Source organism: Devosia sp. Root105 (assembly GCF_001424865.1).
GTDB lineage: Bacteria > Pseudomonadota > Alphaproteobacteria > Rhizobiales > Devosiaceae > Devosia_A.
Map to the genome: position 1 here is coordinate 947,002 of NZ_LMCR01000012.1, position 20,719 is coordinate 967,720.

A 20,719-nucleotide genomic window follows, 5' to 3' on the forward strand; every position below is an offset into this window, starting at 1 on the left:
AGTGACGGCGAAGCCGATTCAAAGTCCCCGCCAAGGGGCAAATCACTGGGTCGCTCCAATCACATAGACGGAGAACTTGATGCGGCCGACGGAGCAATCCGGCGACGAGGCGAAGCGATTCCGCGCGCCTGATGGACTGATGCGCGGCAACTGGCTGCGCCGCACCATCATCGGCGCGCTGGAGTGGCTGCTCGTCCGCGCAACCGGCCGCGACACCGCCAGCGGCTATGCCGCGCTGATCGACACGCTGCCGTTCGGGGTCGCCTGCTGGGGCGCCGATGCGCGGCTCCTCGCCAGCAACGACCGCTTCGCCGAGCGCCTGGGCGTGGCGCCCGACGCGCTGGCGGCCGGCGCGGCCTACCACGAAGTGGTCAAGAGCCTGGCGCAGGGCGGTTACATGCAATCGGTGCGCGAGGATTTCGAGAACCGCCTGCTCGAGCTGCATCGCGAGGACGGCTCGACCCTCCTCATCGAGGAACGCCCGCTGGCTGGCTCCGGCTTCGTCACGCTGCTGATGGATGTCACCGAAAGCCGCCGCACCAACCAGCTGCTGACCACGGTGCGCGAGGAGCAGCGTCTGCTGGCCCGGCGCTACCATGAGGAAAAGCTCCGCGCCGAGGCCGCCAGCCGCTCCAAGACCAGCTTCCTCGCCCATCTCAGCCACGACATCCGCACCCCGCTCAACCACATTATCGGCTTTGCCGACATGATGCGGCAGCAGCCCTATGGGTCGCTCGGCGATCCGCGCTATCTCGGTTACGTCGAAGCGGTAAAAACCTCTGGCGAGCGGCTGCTCGGCTTCTTCGGCTCGATCCTCGAGCTGGCCGAACTCGAAGGCGGCCGGCGCGAGCTGAAGAGCGACCGCTTCACTGCCGACGAATTGCTGGTTGGCGTGTTCCGCCGCTTTGCCGGCCAGGCACAGCACGCCGGAGTGATCTTCGGCCTCGGCGGCCCCTGCACAGCCCCACTCACTGCCGATCGCTTCGCGCTCGAACGGATGGTCTCCAACCTGGTCGAGAATGCGGTACGCTTCACCCCGCGCGGCGGCAAGGTCACCCTCGCCGCCTATGCCGGCAGCGACGGCGTGGTGCTCGAAATCACCGATACCGGCATCGGCATGACCGCCGAACGCCTCGCCACGCTCTCACAGCCCTTTGTCTTTGGTGACGCCGCCCTCACCCGTGACCGCGAAGGCGCCGGGCTGGGCATCGCCATCGCCCGCGCCATTGCCGAGCTGTCGGGCGGCCACCTCGCCATCGACAGCCGGCAGGGCCTCGGCACCACGGTGGCGGTGAGCCTGCCGGTGTTGGCCGAGGAAGCGGCGAAGGCGGCTTAGGAACTTCGGTAGCTACCGGGCTCGTCCCCCCCATGTCGAGCTTGGTGAAGCCGCAAGGCGACATTACCGCTATCCCGTCCTCCTCCCCTGCAGCTCCGCCAGATACTCCCGCAGCAGCACCACGCGTCGCGGCCGGAAGCTGGTCCCGGCCAGCCGCAGCTGGCTGATCCCATCCGCCCGAAACATCCGGAACGCTTCGCGCAGGCAGCACCAGGCGAGAACGGTGAGCGTGCCTTCGGTGTAAACGATGGCCAGCGGCAGGATGGTACGCTCGGAACTTGCGCCGGCCTTGTCGGTGTAGCGGATGGCGAGGGCCTCCTCGCGCCAGCACGCTTGCCGGACGGTGTCCATATCGAGCCCCGCGGCGAAGCGGGCGTCCGGTCGGTAAACCTGCGAGACGGCGTGGAACAGATGCTGCTCCCGATCATCCGGCAGCGTCGCCGCGACCTTGGCCAGCACCGAGGCTGCGGCTTTCGCCAGCGCCGGATCGCCCATCCGTTTCACGTCGGCCAGCCCCAGCGCGAGCGCCTCGATCTCATCGCGGTCGAAGGTCTGCGGCGGCAGCGCATAGTCCTCGATCAGCCGGTAGCCATAGCCGCGCTCGCCCTCGATGCGCGCCCCCGCAGCGCGCAGGCTGTCGATGTCGCGATACAGCGAGCGCAGCGACACCTCGGTCTCCTCGGCGAGGCGAGCGGCGGTGATCGGGGCGGGCAGCACGCGCATCGCCTGCAGCAGGCGGAAAAGCCGGTCGGGTCGGGCCATCATCCAACTGACAGAAAGTGGCAGTTGGCCCCGGCTATAGCAGGGCGCATCAGGCCAGCAAACAGGAGCCATGCTATGACCATCAAGACCACCACCCACCTCAACTTCCGCGGCGACGCCCGCGCCGCCCTCGCCTTCTACCAGTCGGTGTTCGGCGGCCAGCAGGCGCTGGTCAGCTACAGGGATGCCGGCGCGGTGCAGAACCCCGACGAGGCCGACCAGGTGATGTGGGGCCAGGTGGAGGCCGAGAGCGGCTTCCGCATCATGGCCTGTGACGTGCCATCGCGCCTCGGCTGGAACCCGGGCGAGATCCCGCTCTTCGTCTCGGTGCGCGGCAGCAACGCCGAGGAAGTCGCCCCCTATTGGCAGAAGCTCGCGGCTGGCGCGACGATCCTGCAGCCGCTCGCCCCGGCCAACTGGTCGCCGCTCTACGGCATGCTCAGGGACCGTTTCGGCATCACCTGGGTACTGGATGTGGAAGTCGCCTACGCCCCCGCCTGAGCCACCTCGACGCCACCGGGGGTTCCATGGCCTAGTGGGCTGATAGAGCACCGGGGGCAGAGATGAGCGAACACAGGGACCTGCCGTTCTATGACGGACGGCCGGTCGAGATTTCCGGCCGCGGCTGGCTGCTGATCCTGCTGGCCGTGGCTCTCGGCTTCGCGGCCCTGGTCGCCCTGCCGCTCCGCGATGCTCCCCTCAACTTCATCCCGACGATGCTCTTCGTCGCCATCCCGCTCGGCGCTCTCGCAATGGTCGCCGGCTCCAATTGGAGGGCGCTGTTTGGCCGCCATGGCATCAAGCAGTTCGGCCAGTCGCTCGGTTTTGGCGTGCTCACCATCGTCGTCTCCGGGACGGCGGGCTTCCTGCTCGGCCTGCTGACCCCGATGGTGGCGAATCCGGCGGTGACATCGCTCGCCGGGATTGGGCCGGCCGAGCTCGTGCTGTTCCTCGCCCGCACCTTCATCCAGCTGATCGGCGAGGAGGTGACCACCATCCTGCCGCTGCTGGCGGTGCTGTGGCTCTGCGTCAGCCGGTTCGGCCTGTCGAAGCGCGTCGGCCTCGCCATCGCCGTCGTCGTTTCGACCCTGTGGTTCTCCGCCCTGCACCTGCCGACCTATGGCTGGAACATCGTGCAGTGCCTCGGCATCATCGGCACGGCGCGTATCGTGCTGACGCTCTCATACCTCGTCACCCGCAACCTCTGGGTGTCGGCGGGCGCGCATATCATCAACGACTGGGCGCTGTTCCTCGGTGCCTATGCCATTGGTCACGCACCGATCGGGGCGTGAAGACTAGAGCCCGCGCGCCTTGGCGTACCACGCCCCGGCTGCGGCGCTGACCTCGGCTTCCATCTCGCTGATATCGGCGGCGAGCCGCTCGAAATTCGGCGTGTTGGTGCGCTGCGCCAGCAATTCGCGGAAGGCCTCGGTCCAGCCTTCGTCCTTGAACGGGTCGGCCAGCGCCGCACTCATCACTTGCAGCACGGTGGAGTAGAGCTCGAGGATCTCGGCTAGCCGCAGCCCTTCGGGCACCAAGCCGGTTTCGGCCAGGCGGCGCAGCACCACGCCGGTGGTGGCCTGCGGTGCCGCTACCGTGTCGCCGGCCACCAGCTGTGCCGATTGCGCAATGAACTCGAGATCGACCAGCCCGCCCGCCGCAAGCTTCAGGTCGAAGGCGTGGCGCGGCGGCCGCTCCTTGCTCATCAGGGCGCGCATGGTCAGCACGTCGTCGATGGTCTTTGCCCTGTCGCGTGGTCGGGCCAGGATTTCGGCCACGGTCGCATCGACCTTGGCGCCCAGTTCGCCATCGGCATAGACGACGCGGGCCCGGCTCAGCGCCAGGTGCTCCCAGGTCCAGGCGCTCTCGTGGTGGTACTGGATGAAGCCCAAAAGGCTGGTGGCCAGCGGGCCGGCATTGCCCGACGGCCTCAGCCGCATATCGGCCTCGTAGAGCACCCCCTCGGAGGTCGGGGCGCTCAGCGCCGCCAATAGTCGCTGCGTCAGCCGCGCATAGTATTGGCTAGCCGCCAGTGGCTTCTCGCCATCGGACTCGTCGGCGCCGGCGGTGTCGTAGAGCATGATGAAATCGAGGTCGGAGCGCGCCGTCATTTCGCGGCTCGCCATCTTGCCGAAGGCGAGCAGCGCTACGCGCGCGCCGGGCACCACGCCATGCCGCTTCTCGAACTCGCGCCGCACCGCGTCGAACAGCCGGGTCAGCAACGCTTCGGCCAAAGTGGTAAACTGCTCCCCGGCCCGCGCCGCGTCCATCGAGCCGGCCAGCAAGCCCGCAGCGATCAGGAACATCTGCTCCTGGCCGATGATGCGGGCCCGGTCGATCACGTCCTGATAGTCGCGCGCATCGGCAAAGAACGCCTCGATCTTGCCGAGCAGCGTCTCGCGCCGCCGCACATCGTCGGCGAAGGCCGGGTCGATCAGCCCATCCATGACGTGGGCGCGGTGGATCACCGCGTCGGCCATGCGCGGCGCCGAAGCCATCAGCGCGACGAGCAGGCTCCTGAGGTTCTCGTGGTTGCGCAGCAGCGCGAAAAGCTGCACGCCGGAGGGCAGCCGCGACAGGAAGTCGTCGAACCGGGCCAGCGCCTCGTCCGGGTTGCCGGCGCCGGAAATGGTCGACAGCAATGCCGGCAGCAGCTCGGTGAGATGGGCTCGGGCAGCCGCAGCGCGGGTCGCAGCGTAGCTGCCATAGTGCCACTTCTTCACCGTCTCGATGGCCTTGGAGGGGGCCTTGAAGCCCATGCCGCTCAGCGTCTCGATGGTCTCGGGGTCATCGTCCGAGCCGGTGAACACCAGGTTGCCGCTGCCCGCCGCGAGGCTTTCGCCCTCGGCGAAGAGGTCGGAATAATACCCGACAACCTGATTCAACGCCGCCCGATAAGCCGTTTCGAATGCTGGCAGATTGGCTTCACCCATCAGTGTGCCGATCACCGCGATATCCGCCTCGGCCTCGGGCATCACATGGGTCTGCTCGTCGCGCAGCATCTGCAGCCGGTTCTCGACGCCGCGCAGGAACCAGTAGATCCGTGTCAGGTCCTCAGCCGCCCGCCTCGAAATCCAGTTGGCCGCCGCTAGCGCCTTCAGCGCCAGTGCGGTCGGGCGGACGCGTAGCGCCTGGTCGCGCCCGCCGGCGATCAGTTGCTGGGTCTGGGTGAAGAACTCGATCTCGCGGATGCCGCCCAGGCCGAGCTTGACGTTGTGCCCGGCGACGCGCGCATCGCCGACATTCTTGGTGATATTGATCTGGCGCTTCATCGCCTGGATGTCGGCGATGGTCGCGAAGTCGAGGTGCTTCCGCCACACATAGGGGGCGAGGTCCTTGAGGAACCGTTCCCCCACCTCCCTGTCGCCGGCGCAGGGCCGTGCCTTGATCCAGGCCGCCCGCTCCCAGTTCTGCCCGCGGCTCTCGTAGTAGGCGAGCGCCGCCTCGGTGGGCAGCGCCACCGGGGTGGCGCCGGGGTCGGGGCGGAGCCGCAGATCGGTGCGGAACACGTAGCCGTGCTCGGTGCGGTCCTGCATCAGGCTCGCCAGCCGCTGCACGATGCGCGTGAAGAACTTTGTCTCCTCACCTCGCTCCTTCACTGCCGCCTTTTCGGGATCGAAGAACGCCACGATGTCGATGTCGCTCGAATAGTTGAGCTCACGCCCGCCATGCTTACCGAGCGCGAACAGCGCCAGCCCCGAATTGGCCGCCGTCGCCTCGGTCAGCCCACGCGCCGCGGCAAGCCGCAGCAGCACCTCGAGCCCGGCGTCGAGCGCCGCATCGGCAAGATCGGAGAGCGCCGCGGTGGATTGCGCCGTGGTCCAGCGCCCCTCGACTTCCGACACCGCCGCCAGCAGCGCGACACGCCCCTTGGCGATGCGCAATTCGCGCCCGATCTCGTCCTCAGTCGACGCTGCCTGCCCGGCCTTCGCCACCTGATCGAGCACCGCCGCCAGCGCCGTGTCGGGCGACAGCTTTCGCGCCGCGGCGAACCAGTCGGCGTGACGATCGGCGAGACTTTGGAGGTAAGGGGCTGAAGCGAGAAGGGTTTCGAGCGCGACTTTCATGCCCCCTCGATACCCTGCTCCACCCCGGATGTCATTGCGGCGCAGGCGCTAAGCCTAAAAGTCACTGGATTTCGGCATTGGTCTCGCTATGTTCCCGCGCCAGCCAAATCCGAAGAGCCCCGCATGCGCACCCGTATTGCCGCCCTTACTGCCACCCTTCTGGCCGCCCTCGTCCTCACGGCCATCCCTGCCTCCGCTGCCGGTCTCGATGGCATGGGCCAGGCGATCTTCGGCAACAGCTTCAACTTCAGCAAAGCCAATATCGAGAAGGCGCCGGTCAAGGCGATCGGCGTCGGCAAGCTGACGGTGCAGTTGCAACGCACCAAGCTCAAGGACGTGCAGAAGGCCTTTGGCGGCACGATCCGGCGCGAGGGCGACGGCGCCGGCCGCGCCGACTGGCTGTGCTACGGCGCCGAGGGCGCCAATGTGTGGTTCATCTCGAACGCACTGGGCGGATACGAGTTCGTGATGATGGTGGCCGCGGAAGCCGCCAGCAAGCCGTCGAAGAGCTGTGACGCCGCGCCAGCCGGGCTCACCGCGCCGAACTTCGGCATCCCGGGCCTCGGCGCCTCCACCGCCGAGCTCAAGGCCACCTTCGGCGCCGCCTCGGGCAGCAAGATCGCCTACCGCTCCGACCGCCCGGGCGGCTATTCGGACATCGCGCAGTATATCGGCTACCTGATCAAGGGCGGCAAAGTCGCCGGCATCGGTATCGGCGAGACGTCGGTACAGACCGCGCACTAGACCGGACGTGCAGTCTTCTGTGATCCTCTCCCGTTTACGGAGGGCCGCCGACTGATACCTTTGGGCCAGGCCCACTAAGCCCCGAGCAGTGCCTGAAAATGCCAGTCGGGGAACATCTTGGCCATCTTGCTGACGGTGCGGAAGGTGGTGCGCACGACCATGATCGAGCGGTCCGGCCGGAGGCTGACCACGTGAGGTGCGGGCACCCTTTGCACGGCGCCCTGATCGAACATGTAGAACCGGTGGACTTCCGCGGCCGGTATGTGGACAACGAAGGTGGTCATGCTTGCCTCATGCCACGGCTTGTATCTCCACAGGTTTACAAGACGATCGCAAATTGCATGGAGTTTGGCGCTCTTAGCCCGGCAGCTCGACCACCGCCCGTACGCCCGGGGCATTGTCCTCGAGCCGCAGCTCGCCCTTGTGCAGTTGCGCCACCGCCGCCACCAGCGACAGGCCCAACCCCGACCCGGGCTCCGTGCGGCTCTTTTCCAGCCGGACGAAGCGCTCGACCACCCGGCCGCGGTCTTCGGCGGGAATGCCCGGGCCGTTATCGGCCACCTCGATGCGGACTTTGCTGCCGTCGCGCTTGAGGCTCACCGCTATCCGGCCCGCCTTGCCCGCTTCTGGCTCGTAGTATTTCAGCGCGTTCTCGATCAGGTTCACCAGCGCCTGCCCGAGCAGTTCGCGGTTGCCGTTGATCCTGATGCCCTCGGCGATGTCGGTCTCGATGGTCAGCCCTTCATCTTCGGCCAATGGGCCGTAGAGTTCGGCGACGTCGGTCACCACCGCGCTCAGGTCGATCTCGCTCAGTGCGCCCGATGGCGTACCGGCTTCGGCGCGGGCGATCATCAGCAGCGCATTGAAGGTCTTGATGAGCTTGTCGCTCTCCTCGATCGTCGTCTCGAGCGCCTGTTTGCGCGTCTCCTCGCCCTGCCCATCGCGCAGCGCCGATTCTGCCTGGTTGCGCAGCCGGGTCAGCGGGGTCTTGAGATCGTGGGCGACATTGTCGGTCACCTCCTTCATCCCCTGCATCAGCTTTTCGATACGGTCGAGCATGAGGTTGAGGTTGGTGGCGAGCGCGTCGAACTCGTCGTTGCGCCTGGTGACCGGCACGCGCTCGCTGAGGTTGCCTGACATGATCTTGTTGGAGGTCGACGAGATGGTGTCGATGCGGCGCAGCACGCGCACCGCAGTCAGCACACCAGCCACCAGCGAGAACAGCAGGATGCCGCCGGCGCCGACCGCAAACCATTGCAGCACGATGGCGGTGAAGCCGCGCCGCTCGACCACGTCGCGCCCGACCACGAGGATCAGCCCGCTGGGCAGCTTGTCGGAGCGCACCATGGCGTAGCCCTGGCGCTGCGGCGTCGGGTCGTCGGCTTCGCCGTCCGGATCGTCGAACAGCCGGGGCTTGGAATAGTTGAAGCTGTAGGTGCCGGGCTCGGCCAGCACTTCAGGCGGCAGGTCGGTGACGTTGCCGACGATCAGTTGCCCAGCGGGATCGGCGAGGTAGTAGATGCCTGGCCCCGGCTGGCTCGCCAGACGCTGCACCGCGATGATGGTGGCGCGGAAGCCGCCGTCGCTGTCGAGCCGCTTGAACTGCACCGCCTCGCGGTCGATGGCATCAGTCTGCTGGCGCTGCAACTGCACCGAGGTCTGCCAGGTGATCAGCCCGAGCAGCACCACCGCGAAGATCACGAAGATTGCGATGAAGAGCGCGGTGAGGCGCACGGTGGTGGTGCGCCAGAGCTGGGCGAGCCTGAACATCGTCAGTCGCGGATCATGTAGCCCGCGCCGCGGATGGTGTGCAGCAGCGGGTTGGCGTGACCCTTGTCGATCTTGGCGCGAAGCCGCGACATGTGCACGTCGATGACGTTGGTCTGGGGGTCGAAGTGATAGTCCCAGACGTTCTCGAGCAGCATGGTGCGGGTCACCACCTTGCCGGCATTCTTCATTAGGTATTCGAGCAGCCGGAACTCACGCGGCTGCAACAGGATCTGCTCGCCGTCGCGCTCCACCTTGCGGCTGAGCCGATCGAGCGCCAGCCCACCGACCTCGAAACTGGTCGCAGCCTCGGCCGGCGACGAGCGGCGGGCCAGCACTTCAATGCGGGCGAGCAGTTCGGTGAAGGCGTAGGGCTTGACCAGGTAGTCGTCGCCGCCGGCGCGCAACCCGGTCACCCGGTCGTCCACCTCGCCCAGCGCCGAGAGGATCAGCACCGGGGTCCTGTCATCCTCGGCGCGCAGGCTCTCGATGATGGAGAGGCCATCACGGCGCGGCAGCATGCGATCGACCACCAGCACGTCGTAATCCATCGACGACGCCATGGCGTAGCCGGTCTCGCCGTCGCTGGCGTGGTGGGTGATGTGACCCGCTTCGTCGAGCGCCTGGATCAGGTAGCTCGCTGCCTCGCGGTCGTCTTCGATCAGCAGAATCTTCATGTGACAGGCCCCACGCTATTCTGCGTCATTCCGGCAAAGACCGGAACCCTTGCGGATCCCGGTCTTGGCGAGGACGACGTAAGGGAAACGGGCCCCGGAGCAGATGCCCCGGAGCCCGGCAGTGATTAAGACTTGGCTTCGGTGATCGGCAAGCCGATGAAGCGAGTGTTGCCGTCGCGCTGCGCCTTGACCAGGGCAGTGCTGCGGCCGGCGTCCTTGACGCCCTGCACGGCCTTCTCGAAGTCGGCGACCGACGACACGGCCTGGTTGTTGACCTCGAGAATGGTGTCGCCCACGGCGAAGCCCTTCTCGGCAGCCGCCGAATTCGGATCGACGTCCTGGATCAAGAGGCCTTCACCGCCCGAGTTCGGCACGAGGGTCAGGCCGACGCTGGTCGGAGCCGGAGCGGCCGGTTCCTCGGCAGGAGCCTGCTGCTGCTCTTCGGACGGCTTGGCCGCCTCTTCGAGCTTGCCCAGGGTCACCGAGATCTTCTGCTCCTTGCCGTCGCGCCACACCGACAGTTCCACAGCGGTGCCGGGGTTCTTGCCGGCAATGGTGCGGCTCAGGTCGAGCGCGTTGGTGACGGCCTGGCCATCCACCGCGGTGATCACGTCGCCGGACTTGACGCCGGCCTTGTCGGCCGGGCTGTCCTTGGTGGGTTCGGTGACCAGTGCGCCAGCCGCATCCTTCAGGCCGACGCTGTCGGCGATGTCGCGGTTGACGTCCTGGATGCCGACGCCGAGGAAGCCGCGGGTCACGGTGCCGCTCTGGATCAGCTGGCCGGTCACCTGCTTGACGACGCTGGCCGGGATGGCAAAGGCGATGCCGACATTACCGCCATTGGGGGAGAAGATGGCGGTGTTCACGCCGACCACTTCACCCTGGAGGTTGAAGTCCGGACCACCGGAGTTGCCGGTGTTCACCGCCGCGTCGATCTGCAGGAAATCACCATAAGCCGAGCCGGCGATGTCGCGGCCACGGGCCGACACGATACCGGCGGTCACGGTGCCGCCAAGGCCGAACGGGTTGCCCACGGCCACCACCCACTCGCCGACGCGCACTTCGTTATCGGCCAGCTTGACGAACGGCAGGTCGGTGACGCCATCGACCTTGACCACCGCGAGATCGGTCTTCTCGTCGGTGCCGATCACCTTGGCGGTCATTTCCTTGCCGTCGTCGAACACCACGGTCACCTTGTCGGCGTTGTCGACGACGTGGTTGTTGGTGACGATGTAGCCGTCAGCCGAAATGGCGAAGCCCGAACCGGCCGCCATGAACTTGCGCGGCGCCTGCGGACGCGCCTGGTTGTCGCCCGGGCCGCCACGGCCCTGGCCAAACTGGTCACCGAACTGCTCGAAGAAATCGCGGAACGGATGGTCGTTCGGCAAATCCGGGAAATCGAACTTGAACTGCGGGCCGCCGCGCTGCAGATCGCGGGCATCTTCCTTCTCGCCGCCCTCGACGATGATCGAAACCACGGCCGGCTTCACCGCCTCGACGAGGTCGGCAAAGTTCGGGGCGTTGGTCACGGCCGGCGCGGTGATCTGCGCGGCGGGGACCAGTGTGGCAGTCTGTGCGGTAGAGGGGGCGGTTGCCGCAACGAAGGCGGTACCACCACCGATGCCGGCGAGGATCGCCAGAGCCGAAGCCCCGAGCCAGCGGCGAGCGTTGAACTTAGTCGAGGGCATGATGATCTCCTTCAGTCAGGCACTCTTGATGGCCGAGAGATATGGAGCCCATCGCCTTTCTGCACGGTGACCCGGGCGTTAATTATCGGTAATGTTCCGAACGTTATCGGACCCCCTGAGAAAGGGCGGTGCGCAGCAAGTCGAGCGCCACCAGCGTCAGCACGATTTTGAAGCCCCAGCGGAACGCCGCCTCGGGCACCTTCACCAGCAGCCGGCTGCCTATTGCCGTGCCGACGAAACCCGAAGCGATCATCATGACGATCAACGGCAGGTAGGCGGCGAAGGCAAAGCCGAGCCAAACGAACATCGCCACCTTGAAGCTGTTCTGCAGCGTCATCAGCATGGCGTGGGTGGCAACCAGTTGTCGCCGGTCGGCCAGCCCCTTGATGAACACTGCGACCAGCGGCCCGGTGGCTCCGACCACCATCGACACCGCGGCAATCACCCCGCCGCCAAGCACCTGCGCCAGTCGCGAGTGCCCGACGATCTTCGGTTGCGGCAGCCAGGTGGTGAGCAGCACGAAGGCGCCGATGGCGATCTGCAGCGCCGTCGCGGGGAGGAGGCTGGCGAACTGCCCGCCGACAACGGTGCCGATCACCCCGCCCAGCGACAGCCAGAGCACCAGCGGCCACTGGATATGGGCGCGCTGCACCAGCGCCCGCCCGCTGTTCGAGCCGAGCTGGATGGCGCCGTGCAGCGGCACCACGACCAGCGGCGGGAATACCAGCGCCAGCACCGCCACCATCAGCGTGCCGCCGCCCAGCGAGAACGTCGCAGTGATCAGCGAGGTGACGAAGCTGAGGACGATGAGCGCCAGCGCCAGGGTCAGGTCGAGATCGGCGGGGAGGAGATCGGTGACGGACACGGGGAATGGCGTAGCGCTAGGGACTGAGTCGCGACAAGCGGCGGGCGTCTCATCTCACGATCGGCACGGGAGAATGAGGGATGTTGGAGGCATGGTGTGCGCCCCACCTCAGGTGTCATCCCAGCGAAAGCTGGGACCCAACTCGCCGCCAGCGCCAGCGGATGGATGGCTCCCAGCTTTCGCTGGGATGACACCGGTGAGGAGGAGAGATGGTGCCCACCAGCCCAAGAACATCTCCCCCGCAAGGGGAGAGATGTCGGAGAGATCGAGTCCAAGTCCCCCTAAGCTCGCTCGTCCTTAGGCGAGCCCAGCACCACGAAGGTGGTGATGGCGCTTACGGTCGGGAGGGTGCCAAGCACGTCGGTGTGAAATGCCTTGTAGGCTTCGATGTCGGCCACCTCGATGCGCAGCAGGTATTCGATCGAACCGGTGACGTTGTGGCACTCGACCACTTCCGGCGACAGCGCCACGGCCTTCTCGAACGCCTCCTGGCTGGCTTTGGTGTGGCTCGAGAGGCCCACCGACACATAGGCGCGAAACCCCGCGCCCAGCCGCGAGCGGTCGATCACGGCGCGGTAGCCCTTGATGATGCCGCTCCGCTCCAGTTCCTGCACCCGTCGGAGGCAGGCCGAAGGCGACAAGCCGACCCGTTCGGCCAAGCGCAGGTTCGGAATGCGCGCGTCGCGCTGCAGCTCGCGCAATATCTGCTGGTCGATGCGATCAAGGTCGGTCATTTGTTGCACAAGACTGCCAGTCAGCGCTGCAGATTGCAACACAACGCCCTGTCGACCGCTGTACTGTCCGGGCCATGACCGATCCAGCCATCCTCATCCCGTTCCTCATCTTCTGCGTCGTGCTCACCGGCACGCCCGGCCCCAACAACATGATGGCGCTCGCTTCAGGCGTGCGGGTCGGCGTGCGCCGTTCGATGCCGCTGGTCGCCGGCATCGCGGTGGGCGTCGCGCTGCAGCTGGTGGCCGTCGGGCTCGGCATTGGCGCGCTGCTGCAGTCGTTTCCGGCGCTGCACGATGCGATGCGTTGGGCCGGCGCTGCCTATCTGGTCTGGCTGGCGATCAAGATCGCGCGCAGCGGGCCGATCGATGTCGAGGCCGACGAGCGTCCGCCGCTCGGTTTTGCCGGAGCAGTCGCCTTCCAGTGGATCAACCCCAAGGCCTGGGCCATCACCACGGGGGCTGCCGCCACCTATCTGCCGGCCGACGGCTATGCGCTGAACCTCGCCCTCGCGGCGGCGGCGATGGCGCTGATCTCGATCCCCTGTGTTTCGGTGTGGTCAGCCGGCGGCGCCGTACTGCGCCGCTTCCTCGTCCAGCCGGCCTATGCCACAGCCTTCAACATCGGCGCGGCGGTGCTGCTGGTTGCAGCGACCGTGCCGATCCTGTTTGGCACGCACTAGCGCTCAGCGCTCCAGTTCCTCGAGCGCCTTGGCTTCATCCTCGGTCAGGGTGGTCTGGCCTGCGGCGCGTTTGCGCCGTGCGCCGATGAACACCACGATGCCGCCGATCACCAGCACCGCCGGCGCGGCGATCCACAGCAGCACCGTGTGCGGCGCCATGACGGGGTTGAGCAGCACATATTCGCCGTAGCGCGCGACGAGATAATCCCGCACCTGCTGGTCGCTGTCCCCGGCGGTCAGGCGTTCGCGCACCAGGACACGCAGGTCGTGCGCCAGGTCGGCGTCGGAATCATCGATCGACTGATTCTGGCAGACGAGGCAGCGCAAGCCTTCCGAGATCGCCCGGGCCCGGGTCTCGAGCACCGGATCGGCCAGCACCTCGTCGGGGCGCACCGCCAGCGCGGGCGCGCTCAGCAGCACCAGCAGCATCAGGGCAAGCAGCGCCCTCATTCGGCTGCCGCCCGGGCGGCGGCCGGGCGCGGCGCGCCGACGCGCAGCCGGCGATAGCTCAGCGACAGGAAGCCGGCGCCGGCCATCATCAGGCAGCCGAGCCAGATCAGCGTGACATAGGGCTTGTACCAGAGCCGCACCACCGACTTGCCGTCGGCCTGCGGTTCGCCCAGCTGCACGTAGAGCTGGCTGAAACCGTAGGTTTCGATTGCCGCCTCGGTGGTCGGCTGGCCGCTGGCATTGTAGACGCGCCGCTCGGCCAGCGCCGTGCGTACCCCACCGCCCGGCGCCCGGATGGCGAAGCGGCCGGTGTCGGAGACGAAGTTCGGCCCCTCGACATGCTCCATGCCCTCGAACGTCACCTGGTGTTCGGCGATCACCACGCCCTCACCCGGCACCATGGTGGTGACCAGCTCCTGCTGCCAGGCGCTGGCGGCGACGATGCCGATCACGGTGACGCCGATGCCGAAATGGGCGATCGCCGTCGACCACGCGGTGCGCGGCAGGCCGAACAGCCGCTTGAACGAGGTGACGACATCGGTGCGGAAGAACTTTGCCCGATCGACCAGTTCGGCCAGCGCGCCGAACGCCACCCAGAAGCCGAGCAGCAGCCCGAGCGGGGCCAGCGACACCTCGCCGCCGGTGAGCGCAAAGCATAGCACCGCGGCGAACAGAGCAAGCCCCGCTGCGCCGGCCAGCCGCTGCGTCACGGCGATCACGTCGCCGCGCTTCCAGGCGAGGAACGGCCCGAACGGCAGGATGATCAGCAGCGGCGCCATGATCACCCCGAAGGTCAGGTTGAAGAACGGCTCGCCCACCGAAATGGTCTCGCCGACCAGCGCATCGAGCAGCAGCGGGTAGAGTGTTCCCACCAGCACCGCCACGGTGGCGGTGGCGAGGAACAGGTTGTTGAGGATCAGCGCACCCTCGCGGCTGATCGGCGCGAACAGCCCGCCCACCCGCAGCGTCGAGGCGCGGAAGGCAAAGAGCGCGAAGGCGCCGCCGATGAAGGCAGCGAGCAGCGCCAGGATCACCATGCCGCGGGTCGGGTCCGAGGCGAAGGTGTGCACCGAGGTGAGGATGCCCGAGCGCACCATGAAGGTACCGAGCAGGCTCAGCGAGAAGGTGATGATGGCGAGAAAGATCGTCCAGATCTTCAGCGCGTTGCGCTTTTCCATCACCAGCGCCGAATGGAGCAGCGCCGTGCCGGCGAGCCAGGGCATGAAGCTGGCATTCTCCACCGGATCCCAGAACCACCAGCCGCCCCAGCCGAGTTCGTAATAGGCCCAGTAGGAGCCCATGGCGATGCCGAGCGTCAGGAAGCACCAGCTGAGCAGCGTCCACGGCCGCACCCAGCGGGCCCAGGCGGCGTCGATGCGGCCCGAGATCAGCGCCGCCATGGCGAAGCTGAAGCAGACCGAGAAGCCGACATAGCCGAGATAGAGCAGCGGTGGATGGATGGCGAGGCCGATATCCTGGAGGATCGGGTTGAGGTCCTGCCCTTCGAACGGCGCCGGCGACAGGCGGAGGAACGGGTTCGAGGTGAAGAGCGTGAAACCGGTGAACGCCGCGGCGATCAGGCTCTGCACCGCCAGCACCAGGGTCAGCAGGTCCTTGGGCAGGCTGCGTCCGAAGGCGGCGACGGCGGCGCCCATGATCACCAGGATCAGCACCCAGAGCAGCATCGAGCCTTCGTGGTTGCCCCACACCGCCGTGATCTTGAAGATCAGCGGCTGCGCCGAATTGGCATGCTCATAGGCGAGCTTCAGCGAAAAATCGGAAACGACAAAGGCCTGGATCAGCGCCGCGAAGGCCGCCGCCACCAGCACGAACTGCAGCACCGCCCCCTGCTGCAGATAGCCCGCCAGCGTCTCGCGCTTCCAGAACATCAGCCCGACGATCGCCGAGATGGTGGAAATGGCAAAAGCCAGGACAAGGGCGAAATGGCCGAGTTCGATGCTCATGCACGGGCTCCTTCGAGGCGGAACCCAAAGGCCCCCTCACCCGACGCTGACGCGTCGACCTCTCCCCCAAAGGGAGAGGTGTGCTGTGGCGAGATGGTGCCCCTCGCCACCTCTCCCTGGGGGGAGAGGTCGGATCGCAAAGCGATCCGGGTGAGGGGGCCTTCTGGAATTACGCCAATCAACTTCCCGCCCCCTCGCGCTGCCATTCGCCGCGCTTCTTCAGCTCGTCGACTAGTTCCTTGGGCATGTAGTTCTCGTCGTGCTTGGCCAGCACGTTGGTGGCGGCGAAGGTGCCGTTCGGCGTGACGCTGCCCTCGATCACTACACCTTGTCCCTCGCGGAACAAATCGGGCAGCAGCCCGACATAATGCGTCGCCATCTCGGTCTGGCCATCGGTCACCACGAAATCGGAGGTCTCGCCCACACGCTTCCAGGACCCCTCCTTCACCAGCCCGCCCAGGCGAATTGAGGTGCCTGCGGCGATGGCCTTCTCGTGGATCTCGCTGGGCGAATAGAAGAACACGATCTGGTCGCGCATGGCGACGAAGATCAACGTCGCGGCGAGGGCGAGGACGGCGCCCAGACCGGCAATGATAGCCAGGCGTTTCTGCTTACGAGTCAATTACTTGCTACCAATCCATTATCCGCTGCGAGAACATCGAGTTCTGCGCGATCGCCCGCCGCCGGGTAGGCCTTGCGGGCCGCATCATAGGCCGTCTGCGCCAGCTCCGTCTGCCCGAGCACCAGCCGCGAGCGCACCAGCCGGGTCCATTCCTCGATCGTGCCGCCGCTCTGGTTGAGCCGGCTCGACAGCCCTTCGACCATGGCGGCAATGTCGGCATTGGCCGGCATGTCGCCGCCGAGGCCGGCTTCCGCCGCGGCCAGCCCGGCCTCGGCATTGGCGAGCCAGGTCTCGCCACCCTTGCTGAGCTTCAGCAGGCCCTGCCATTCGGCCTTGGCGGTGGCGAAATCGCCCTCGCGCATCGCTTCACTGGCAAGATAGTAGCGCGAACGCACATGGGTGACGTCGCGGTTCGAGGCGCTGCGGAACAGCGCCAGCGGTTCGCCGGCGGCGTTGCCGCTATTGGCCATCATAAGCGCTTCACCGAGATCGGTCTCGCGGTCGGCGGTCGGGCCGTCGAGCTCGATCGCCTTGCGCAGCGCGTTCGCCGCGTCGGCAAAGCGGCCCATCTGCATGTAGGCCGGGGCGATCACCGTCCAGCCGCGCAGGTCCTCGGGCTTGGCCTTGAGCTGTGCCTCGATCCGGGCGATCGCATCGTCGAGGGTCATTTCCGGCGGCGGCACGTCCTGCCGTTCGGCCAGCGGCTGCGCCGGCAGGTCAGGGCGACCCACTGCGCCATAGACGCCGAACGCAAGCACGGCCGTCACGACGGCTGCAGCCGCGACGATGCCGCGGCGCGCGCCCGGTTCCGTCGCCGTCTTCGTCGTCGCTTTCAGCCGCAGCAGCTCCCGCGCCAGTTCGCCCTTCGCCGCTGTCGCTTCGGCTGCGCCGAGGCGGCCCAAGGCGAGATCCGACTCGATCTCTTTCAGCTGCAGCTTCAGGTGCGCCATCTCAGGGCTGTCTACAACAGTGGCAGTCGCGTTGACCCTTCGCCCGGCCCCCGCATAATAGAGCGCGGCGCAGGCGACGGCAGTGACCACAAAAGCGAGCGACCAAAATATCATGTGCAGGGCTCTGCCTCATGCGAAGGTGCGGAAACGCGCCCGATCTATAAAGGCATTCGGGCAATTTATGCACCCGCACACATCGATGTGTGGGAGGCGCATTGCCGCAGCCCGCACGATGGTTCGCTGATCCCATGGCCGATGACAGTTACGACTATCTGGTGCTAGGCTCCACCCCGCTTGCCGGGCTGCTGGCGGGCCTGCTTGCCGTCGAGCACAAGCGACGCGTCTGCCTCGTCGGCGAGCCGTTCTCGCCGTTCCGGCTGCAGCGCAGTATCGATGTCTCGATCGCGCCGGTCACCCGTCCGGAAACGCTGCTGCTGCTGAAGCGCGCCGCCGCTGAGACCAGCAAGCTGGTCGCCAGCTGGGGCAAGGGCCTCATCAGCCGCGTCGATCCGCTGCTGGTTGCCGAAACGCCCGAGAGCATCGCGGCCCTCGGTCATTTCCGCCACCTCGCCATCGGGCTCGGCTATGCGGTCGAGCCGGTTGCCGATCGGGCCGTTGCCGAAGGCTTGCTGCTCAGGGTGCGCGATGTGCAGTTGTTCGGCCACGGCCGGCTCGAGCCAGCGCTCGAAGGCTGGCTGTCGAAGCACGAGGTGCGCCACCTCGATCGCGCCGATACCGAGCTGACGCTGCGCAAGGACGGCACCGCGCGCATCGTCCATAGTGGCCGCAGCGTCGAGGCGGCTCAGGTGATCCTTGCCGGCGACGATGCCGTGCTCGAGCACCTGCCCGAGGAGGCGCGCGACCGCAGCCTCGAGGCCGTGCCCGGCGCCGCCATGCTGCTCGATGCGGCCAAGCCCCTGCCCGCCCCCTATGTGTCGTTCCTCGATCGGGGCGTGGTGCTGGTGCAGGATGGCAAAGTCAGCGTGTCAGCGCTGCTCACTGGCGACCCCGCCACTGCCCGGGCCCGGCTCGGCAGCGCCGCCTCCCGCGGCGATGCGCTGCGTCTCGCCGGAGAAACCGTGGTCAATAATCTCCGCACCAGTGATGGCGCGCCCTTGGTCGGTCCGGCGCGTGGCCATAAGGCGATGGTCATCGCCGCCCTCGGCCCCGCTGCCGCGTTTTTTGCACCGGCGCTGGCGCGCTACATTGCCGGAACCGCTCCAGCGGATGAAGCCGAGTGGTTCGCGGCGCGTGGCCCCGCCCGTGGCAACCAGCGCCTGCTTGCCGCTGATTACCTGCCCGCTGACGATCTGGCGGTGCCGGCGTGAGCGAGCATGGCAACCGTCTCCCCGGCGATGCGCCGCACGGCCTGGGCGGCGCCGAGCTCGATCGCAAGGCACCGCTGCAGTTTCGCCTCAATGGCCGGACGATCCACGGCTTTGCCGGCGACACCGTGCTCTCTGCCGCACTGGCCAACGGCATCCAGATTGCCGGTCGCCATGGCGACGAAGCGCTGGCGCTCGACGAAAGCTTTGCGCCGCTGGTCAGCTCCGGCAAGGGCGGCGCGCTGCCGATGGAGCGCACCCCGGCGCTGAACGGGCTCAACCTCGTCACCATCGGCACGCGCCGCGATCCGATTGCCTCGGGCGGCCTGCTCGGAGCGCTGCGCCACAAACTGCTCGGCCCGGCGCGCACCCTGAACCACCGCTTCGGCGACACGCCGCTGGCCAGTCAGCCTTGGCACAATGGCGCGGTCGACGAAACCATCGAGACCGATTTTGCCATCGTCGGTGGCGGCGTCGCGGGTCTCAGCGCTGCGGCCGCCGCTACGGCTGCCGGCAAGCGCGCCGTGCTGATCGAGCGCACCCAAAGTCTCGGCGGCACCATCCGCTATTTCGGCGCCGTCGATGCCGAGGCCTCGCCCGACACCACGATCGAACGGCTGGTTGCCAGCCTCGATGGCAAGGGCCAGGTCACGCCGCTGCTCCGTGCCGAAGCCTTCGCCATCACCGGCACGCAGTTGAAAGTGCACCACGTGGTGGTCGAGGCGGGCCGCCCGGTGTCCCGCATTGTGGTCGTTGCTGCCAAGTACGTCATCCTCGCCACCGGCGCGCTCGAGCGGCTGCCGCTGCTTCCGGGCAACCGCACGCCCGGCATCGTCGGGGCGCTGACCGCGTTCCAGCGCGCCGAACGGTTCGGGGTCTGGCCCGGCCGCCGCGCGCTGTTCACCACCCCCAACAGCTTCGCCTATCGGCTGGCGCTGCACGCAGCCGATGCCGGCGTCGAAGTCCAGCGCATCGTTGACAGCCGGCTCAGCACCACCTCCCGCTTCGTCGATTTCGCCAAGGCGACCGGCATCACGCTCGCCTCGGCGCTCGCCCCCAGCCATGCCGAACCGCTGGAGCGCAACAAGCCGGGCCTCAAGGTCGGGTTCGCTGTCGCCATCGACGAGATCGCCCAGGATTCGAGCGCCATCGAAACCGACCAATTGGTGGCCGCCGGCGCCTGGCAGCCTGAAATCCTGCTGTGGCTCCGTGCCGGCGGGGCAGCCGCCTGGGATGCGGCAAATGGCTGGCTTGGCCCGCGCGGCGCCCTGGCCGCGGTGGCGCTGGCCGGCTCGGCGGCAGGCCTTCATACTACCGCCGCGGCGCTCAGCAGCGGCAAGGCGGCCGTCCTCGGCTTTCTCGGCAAAGCCGCACCGCCGGTGCTCGACGATGTCATCGAGGAAGCCTTTGAAACCCCAGACGCCCGCAATCCGGTGGCGCCGTTCCGCCCCTCGGCTCGCGGCGCAACCTATCTCGATCGTGGCCAATCGCTGATCACCCGCCGCGCCGCGGCGGCCAGCAAGCATGGCGTTTCCGGCCTCGCCACCCGCGCAGTGCAACTCGGACTGGGCGATATCGCCGCCGCAGTCGATATCGGCGCCATGGCGGCGCGCGATGCCGGCTCGGTCGCCGCCGAACGCTGCGCGCTGTCGGGCGAAATCAGCGACACCGGCTGGCGCGTCCCGGCTCGGCCCGTGCCGGAGGACGCGGTGCCGACGCCACCCGCCTATCTCGCCGGGCGGTTCGGCGACAAACCGCAGATCTGGGCACTGACCGCCGCCGACGCCCGCTCGTTCGAGCCCGGGTGCCTCGTCTTCGAGAATTCCGAGCAACGCGACCCGCTCAAAGCCATCGGCGTCACCTACGCGCCGCATCGCCCGGGCGCCAATGGCGGTATCGCGCTGATGGGCAAGGTCCCGGAGGCGGTGGGTGCGGAACTCTATGTGCGGGATGCGGGGACGGCGGTCGCGGCGCGGCTGGTGGAACGGCTGAAGCTGCGTTCCTGAAACGCCGGTGCGGGCTGACCCCCACCCTTGATCCCTCCCCGCAAGGGGGAGGGAGACGCGGACTGCGATGCTGGTGTTTTGG

Annotated in this window: 19 protein-coding genes; 7 read left to right on the plus strand and 12 right to left on the minus strand. The window is 67.4% G+C overall.

What is annotated here, in order from left to right; all coding sequences use genetic code 11:
- Positions 1-79: 79 nt before the first annotated feature.
- Complete coding sequence (locus ASC68_RS13240) at positions 80-1,336, plus strand: PAS domain-containing sensor histidine kinase (RefSeq protein WP_055879708.1); 1,257 nt, start codon at positions 80-82, stop codon at positions 1,334-1,336.
- Between the two features lie 69 nt (positions 1,337-1,405).
- Here ASC68_RS13240 and ASC68_RS13245 read toward each other — a convergent pair whose 3' ends face one another.
- On the minus strand, positions 1,406-2,098 hold the full coding sequence (locus ASC68_RS13245) for a YafY family protein (protein ID WP_055879710.1): 693 nt from the start codon (positions 2,096-2,098) through the stop codon (positions 1,406-1,408).
- Positions 2,099-2,173: 75 nt separating this feature from the next.
- Here ASC68_RS13245 and ASC68_RS13250 point away from each other — a divergent pair, with 75 nt between their 5' ends.
- Positions 2,174-2,599 carry a VOC family protein gene (locus ASC68_RS13250; RefSeq protein WP_055879713.1) on the plus strand — a complete coding sequence of 142 codons (426 nt, stop codon included), beginning with the start codon at positions 2,174-2,176 and terminating at the stop codon, positions 2,597-2,599.
- A 62-nt stretch (positions 2,600-2,661) separates the two neighbouring features.
- Positions 2,662-3,390 (plus strand): CPBP family intramembrane glutamic endopeptidase, encoded by a 729-nt coding sequence (locus ASC68_RS13255; RefSeq protein ID WP_055879716.1) that lies wholly within the window; start codon positions 2,662-2,664, stop codon positions 3,388-3,390.
- A 3-nt stretch (positions 3,391-3,393) separates the two neighbouring features.
- Here ASC68_RS13255 and ASC68_RS13260 read toward each other — a convergent pair whose 3' ends face one another.
- Positions 3,394-6,165: a bifunctional [glutamine synthetase] adenylyltransferase/[glutamine synthetase]-adenylyl-L-tyrosine phosphorylase gene (locus ASC68_RS13260; protein WP_055879720.1), complete on the minus strand. Its 2,772-nt coding sequence runs from the start codon at positions 6,163-6,165 to the stop codon at positions 3,394-3,396.
- A 123-nt stretch (positions 6,166-6,288) separates the two neighbouring features.
- Here ASC68_RS13260 and ASC68_RS13265 point away from each other — a divergent pair, with 123 nt between their 5' ends.
- Positions 6,289-6,909: a hypothetical protein gene (locus tag ASC68_RS13265; protein WP_055879722.1), complete on the plus strand. Its 621-nt coding sequence runs from the start codon at positions 6,289-6,291 to the stop codon at positions 6,907-6,909.
- Positions 6,910-6,983: 74 nt separating this feature from the next.
- Here ASC68_RS13265 and ASC68_RS13270 read toward each other — a convergent pair whose 3' ends face one another.
- From ASC68_RS13270 to ASC68_RS13295, 6 genes are all read right to left on the minus strand, one after another.
- Positions 6,984-7,193 carry a hypothetical protein gene (locus ASC68_RS13270; RefSeq protein ID WP_055879725.1) on the minus strand — a complete coding sequence of 70 codons (210 nt, stop codon included), beginning with the start codon at positions 7,191-7,193 and terminating at the stop codon, positions 6,984-6,986.
- 73 nt (positions 7,194-7,266) lie between these two features.
- On the minus strand, positions 7,267-8,679 hold the full coding sequence (locus ASC68_RS13275; protein ID WP_055879728.1) for a HAMP domain-containing sensor histidine kinase: 1,413 nt from the start codon (positions 8,677-8,679) through the stop codon (positions 7,267-7,269).
- A gap of 2 nt (positions 8,680-8,681) precedes the next feature.
- Entirely contained in the window at positions 8,682-9,353 is a 672-nt protein-coding gene (locus ASC68_RS13280) for a response regulator transcription factor (protein WP_055879729.1), read from the minus strand.
- A gap of 125 nt (positions 9,354-9,478) precedes the next feature.
- Positions 9,479-11,041, minus strand: coding sequence for a Do family serine endopeptidase (locus ASC68_RS13285; RefSeq protein WP_055879732.1), 1,563 nt, complete (start codon positions 11,039-11,041; stop codon positions 9,479-9,481).
- Between the two features lie 103 nt (positions 11,042-11,144).
- Positions 11,145-11,906, minus strand: coding sequence for a sulfite exporter TauE/SafE family protein (locus tag ASC68_RS13290; RefSeq protein ID WP_055879735.1), 762 nt, complete (start codon positions 11,904-11,906; stop codon positions 11,145-11,147).
- A 281-nt stretch (positions 11,907-12,187) separates the two neighbouring features.
- The gene (locus tag ASC68_RS13295; RefSeq protein ID WP_055879736.1) at positions 12,188-12,640 is read right to left on the minus strand and encodes an Lrp/AsnC family transcriptional regulator; all 453 of its coding nucleotides are present in this window, start codon (positions 12,638-12,640) and stop codon (positions 12,188-12,190) included.
- 74 nt (positions 12,641-12,714) lie between these two features.
- Here ASC68_RS13295 and ASC68_RS13300 point away from each other — a divergent pair, with 74 nt between their 5' ends.
- Positions 12,715-13,320 carry a LysE family translocator gene (locus tag ASC68_RS13300; RefSeq protein WP_055879739.1) on the plus strand — a complete coding sequence of 202 codons (606 nt, stop codon included), beginning with the start codon at positions 12,715-12,717 and terminating at the stop codon, positions 13,318-13,320.
- Between the two features lie 3 nt (positions 13,321-13,323).
- On the opposite strand, the gene ASC68_RS13305 is transcribed toward ASC68_RS13300, so the two are convergent.
- The 4 genes from ASC68_RS13305 to ccmI all read right to left on the minus strand — a co-directional run bounded on the left by ASC68_RS13305 (position 13,324) and on the right by ccmI (position 17,420).
- Positions 13,324-13,770: a cytochrome c-type biogenesis protein gene (locus ASC68_RS13305; RefSeq protein ID WP_055879741.1), complete on the minus strand. Its 447-nt coding sequence runs from the start codon at positions 13,768-13,770 to the stop codon at positions 13,324-13,326.
- Positions 13,767-15,734 carry a heme lyase CcmF/NrfE family subunit gene (locus tag ASC68_RS13310; RefSeq protein ID WP_055879744.1) on the minus strand — a complete coding sequence of 656 codons (1,968 nt, stop codon included), beginning with the start codon at positions 15,732-15,734 and terminating at the stop codon, positions 13,767-13,769. The genes ASC68_RS13305 and ASC68_RS13310 overlap by 4 nt, the downstream gene beginning before the upstream one ends.
- Before the next feature lie 178 nt (positions 15,735-15,912).
- Positions 15,913-16,356, minus strand: coding sequence for a cytochrome c maturation protein CcmE (gene ccmE / locus ASC68_RS13315; protein ID WP_055879745.1), 444 nt, complete (start codon positions 16,354-16,356; stop codon positions 15,913-15,915).
- Entirely contained in the window at positions 16,353-17,420 is a 1,068-nt protein-coding gene (ccmI, locus tag ASC68_RS13320) for a c-type cytochrome biogenesis protein CcmI (RefSeq protein ID WP_082528131.1), read from the minus strand. The genes ccmE and ccmI overlap by 4 nt, the downstream gene beginning before the upstream one ends.
- 134 nt (positions 17,421-17,554) lie before the next feature.
- Between ccmI and ASC68_RS13325 the strand changes: the two genes are divergently transcribed.
- On the plus strand, positions 17,555-18,634 hold the full coding sequence (locus ASC68_RS13325) for a hypothetical protein (protein WP_055879751.1): 1,080 nt from the start codon (positions 17,555-17,557) through the stop codon (positions 18,632-18,634).
- A complete protein-coding gene (locus ASC68_RS13330) occupies positions 18,631-20,637 on the plus strand; it encodes an FAD-dependent oxidoreductase (RefSeq protein ID WP_055879754.1) in 2,007 nt (668 codons plus the stop codon). Before ASC68_RS13325 ends, ASC68_RS13330 begins: the two co-directional genes overlap by 4 nt.
- Positions 20,638-20,719: the final 82 nt, after the last annotated feature.